Source organism: uncultured Mucilaginibacter sp., assembly GCF_903913935.1.
GTDB lineage: Bacteria > Bacteroidota > Bacteroidia > Sphingobacteriales > Sphingobacteriaceae > Mucilaginibacter.
In genome coordinates this window covers 1-3915 of record NZ_CAIWNH010000119.1, presented here as the reverse complement: position 1 = coordinate 3915, position 3915 = coordinate 1, and the positions used below count along the sequence as shown (strand labels likewise).

Genomic DNA, 3915 nt, shown 5'->3' with positions numbered 1-3915 from the left:
TGTATCAATTTACCCGCCTTCAGGATAATAAGGCTAAGCCTATTGACGATAAAAATGTTTGTCCGTCCGGCTTGGCATAAGGGTGTATGCAAACAAAAAGCGGACAAGGCGAAAACCCGCCATTGGCAGGGCTAAGGTTTCCGGACCCTTAACGCCACATCCTGATAAAGACTGCCCCAATTATTGTTGCCTGTATTATTGGGCAAGCCGGCAGAAGTGCGGAGAGCGTCGAGGTCGGTATCATCGTTTTTCCATACCCAGGCACAAACAGAAAGCCCGCGGTTATACACCGAATCTAAAAAGCTTTGCGGGTTCATTAGCGCACCGGCATTCATGGGTGCCGTTTCGCCAAAAATTACGGGAATATTATTTTGTTTAAGCTTACCCAACCTGGCGCCAATATTCGCGTCGCTAACCATCAGCCACTTTTCATAAGCGTGCGCATCAAACAGGATATTCATTTTACCTGTTAAAAATGCGGGGCCTTTATTGTTGAGTACGCTTTCATCCTGCCCCTGTTCAGCGCAGGGGATCAGTATAATGTTGTTATTCCCCGTATTGCGGATAACGCCGGTAAGGGAATTCATATCACTCATCCATACATCATCCGTATAGCCATCGGTGCGATCATACCGGTAGGGCTCGTTCCAAACTTCTATCCAAACATCCGGCTGGTTTTTAAAGTGTGCCGCCCACTGCTGTAAAACTGTTTGAAAATTGCCCCACCAGGCGGTTTGTGTGGGGCGCCTACCTGTAAACAGCGTAGCCTGGGTACCATCCCAGCCAAAAGCACAAATAATGGTAATGCGGTTGCTTCTGCGGTTACTGTCAACCACCGTTTGCAGCGAATGCAGGTAGGAGCCATTTGAATCTTTTATAACTCCACCCGAAACCGGCGTTTCTTTTGCGTTCCCTATAAATTCCCTCGCTATATCCATATGCCAGCTTTTCATATCGCTGCCGCCTGCGCCAAATACATGAAACGCGTTGGCGCCTATTAATTGAACCGGGTTTAAATGGTAGGTAATTTTAGTGCCCGATGTTTGATAGGCAGAGGTATCTGTTATTGTTGGTTGGATAACAACTGCATGAACCGGGCTTTTTTTACAGGCTGCAAATAAAAAGCAACTAAGCGCCAGGGCTACTAATTGGGAAATTAAGAAACGGTTAAACATCGATCTGACTTGGAAAGGACCGCCGAAAGATAGTAAAATATTCGCCTAAAGGCGATTATCAAAAACCGGCAGGCCGAACCCGGATCATATTTTGAGTTGAATAACGGATGCTAAAAACCTATCCATACAATGATGAATTCGCTTCCTTTTAAATCAGATCTTTTAAATGTTTGTAGTTTGATTTAAAGGTATCCATCACCTCATCCATACGGCCGTTTAGCATCAGTTTAGTCATGGATAGCGCCATGCCCTTCACCTGTTCAAATTCCACTTTAGGCGGCATCGCCAGCGCATTAGGGTCGGTCATGATATTCACCAAAGCGGGGCCTTTATACATAAAAGCCTCCTTGAGCGCCTGCTCAATATCATCGGGATCACGCGCGGTAATTCCTTTTATTCCCATGGCCTGTGCCACCAAAGCAAAGTCAGGGTCAAGCATATCAGCTTGCCAGTCGGGTAAGCCGGCCACTTCCATTTCCAGCTTCACCATACCAAGCGAGCGGTTATTGAAAACAATAATTTTTACCGGCAGTTTGTATTGGGTGATGGTAGCCAGATCGCCCAGCAGCATGGATAAGCCACCATCACCGCATAAGGCGATCACCTGCCTGCCCGGGCAAGCCAGTGCAGCGCCTATAGCCTGCGGCATGGCATTTGCCATCGAGCCATGGTTAAATGACCCAAGCATTTTACGTTTGCCGGTGGCCTGGATATACCGGGAGCCCCATACGCACGACATGCCTGTATCAACGGTAAATATGGCATCGTTTGCCGCCAGTTCATTTACCAGGCTGGCAACAAATTCCGGATGGATATTTCCTTTCTTGCCGCGGTCATCCACATAAGTTTGCATTTTACTTTTTACCGCATCATATACCTTTAATTGTGCTTTTAAAAAGCTGTCGTCCTTTTTCTGCTCAATCATTGGCAACAACGCTGTTAAGGTGTCTTTTACAGATCCAAATAAACCCATGCTCACTTTTGCCCTGCGCCCAATACGCTCTGGGCGGATTTCGATCTGCACAATTTCGCAATCAGCCGGCATAAACTGGGTGTATGGGAAATCTGTCCCCAATAAGATGAGCAGGTCCGACTCATGCATACTATGGTAAGCCGCCGGCAAACCCAGCAAACCGGTCATCCCAATTTCGTTGGGGTTATCATACTGGATATCCATCTTCGCCCTGAAAGAGTAGCCCACCGGGGCATTTAGTTTTCGGGAAAGTGATACTACTTCATCATGCGCATCAGCAGCACCAATGCCGCAAAAAATGGTTATTTTATGATGACGGTCAACTAAAGCAGCCAGTTGGTCAAGGTCTGCAGTGGTTGGCTTTATTTCTGCAACAGGGTTAAACACCTGCATCGCCGTGGTTGATTCTTCCGCGTCAACTCCTGTCAAATCGCCGGGTAAAGCAATTACCGCCACCCCTTTTTTGTTCAGCGCCGCCTGAATGGCCCCCTGCATCATGCGCGGAAACTGCTTTGGTGTGGTAGCTACCTGGTTGTAAACGCTGCAATCGTCAAAAAGCTTGATCGTATTGGTTTCCTGGAAATATTCTGTACCATATTCAAAACTGGAAATGGTTGAAGCAATAGCGATAACGGCAGCCCCTGACCTGTTGGCATCATACAACCCGTTAATGAGGTGTACATGGCCTGGGCCGCTGCTGCCCGCGCAGCAGGCAAAACCATTTAGCTGGGCCTCGGCGCCAGCAGCATAAGCGCCCGCTTCCTCATGCCGAACATGGATCCACCGGATACTGCCTTCGCGCCTTACCGCATCGTTTACATTATTTAAACTATCGCCGGTTACAGCATAAATTCTTTTTACCCCTGCATTTACCAGCATTTCAACCAATTGATCTGCGACACTCTTTGCCATAATAAACTTATATTTACGTATCCATTATGCTAACCAATTAAGTCGGATAGGGTTTTAAATATTGAAATTTATGGGACAAATAGTTATTGTGGCTTACAAACCAAAGCATGGCAAAGCCGAAGCATTGAAAGCTTTAACCAAAACCCACGTGCCGCGCCTTAAAAAAGCGGGCCTTGTAACAAATCGTAAGCCAATAATAATGGCGGCCACAGACGGCACTATTATCGAAGTTTTTGAATGGCTATCGCAGGAGGCCATAAACAATGCCCATCATAACCCTGCCGTTATACAAATGTGGGCGGAGTATGCGGAGGTTTGTGAATATGTGCCGCTGAATACCTTGCCGGAGGCTAATAATATGTTTGCCGGATTTACGCCAATTGACTGATGATGAGGGAACCGATAAAAAATATCAGCTTAAAATTTAACTGCCCGGTTGAATGGAACAGTATGGAGCCTTTGGCCTTCCTTTGTATGGTCGTTTTCGGCAAAATCATAACGTCTATTTTGAATTATCCGACTGATTTATTTATGTTTAAACAGCGAGTTATAAGAGAATAACCACTCCAAAGAAAATAAATACCCGAAAAATAGATTTATAGCAACGTGTCGGGTACAAAAAAAAGAGACCGCATCAATTAAATATGATACGGCCTCTTTTTATATTTTAATACCTATTCCGGCTTATCCGTCATGCATCAATGACTAATGATAAGTGACTAAAACGGCAGATCATCTTCATCAGGCGTAGCGCTGATGTCCGCAGGTGGAGCATATTCAGGGCTTGCGCTTGCACCTGCAGGGGCCAGCATATTTATTTTCCATAACTGCATCGAGTTAAAATAGCTCTTTTTG

The 3915-nt window shown here is 46.0% G+C and carries 3 protein-coding genes; 1 reads left to right on the top strand and 2 read right to left on the bottom strand.

Annotation, left to right across the window (positions count from 1 at the left end):
• Positions 1-131 precede the first annotated feature (131 nt).
• Together QZY09_RS04455 and QZY09_RS04450 are read right to left on the bottom strand one after the other, a co-directional pair.
• Positions 132-1175 carry a cellulase family glycosylhydrolase gene (locus QZY09_RS04455; protein ID WP_295668669.1) on the bottom strand — a complete coding sequence of 348 codons (1044 nt, stop codon included), beginning with the start codon at positions 1173-1175 and terminating at the stop codon, positions 132-134.
• A 148-nt stretch (positions 1176-1323) separates the two neighbouring features.
• Positions 1324-3060: a thiamine pyrophosphate-dependent enzyme gene (locus QZY09_RS04450; RefSeq protein ID WP_295668667.1), complete on the bottom strand. Its 1737-nt coding sequence runs from the start codon at positions 3058-3060 to the stop codon at positions 1324-1326.
• Between the two features lie 70 nt (positions 3061-3130).
• On the opposite strand from QZY09_RS04450, the gene QZY09_RS04445 reads away from it, so the two are divergent.
• The gene (locus QZY09_RS04445; protein ID WP_295668664.1) at positions 3131-3448 is read left to right on the top strand and encodes a hypothetical protein; all 318 of its coding nucleotides are present in this window, start codon (positions 3131-3133) and stop codon (positions 3446-3448) included.
• The last annotated feature ends 467 nt before the right edge of the window (positions 3449-3915 follow it).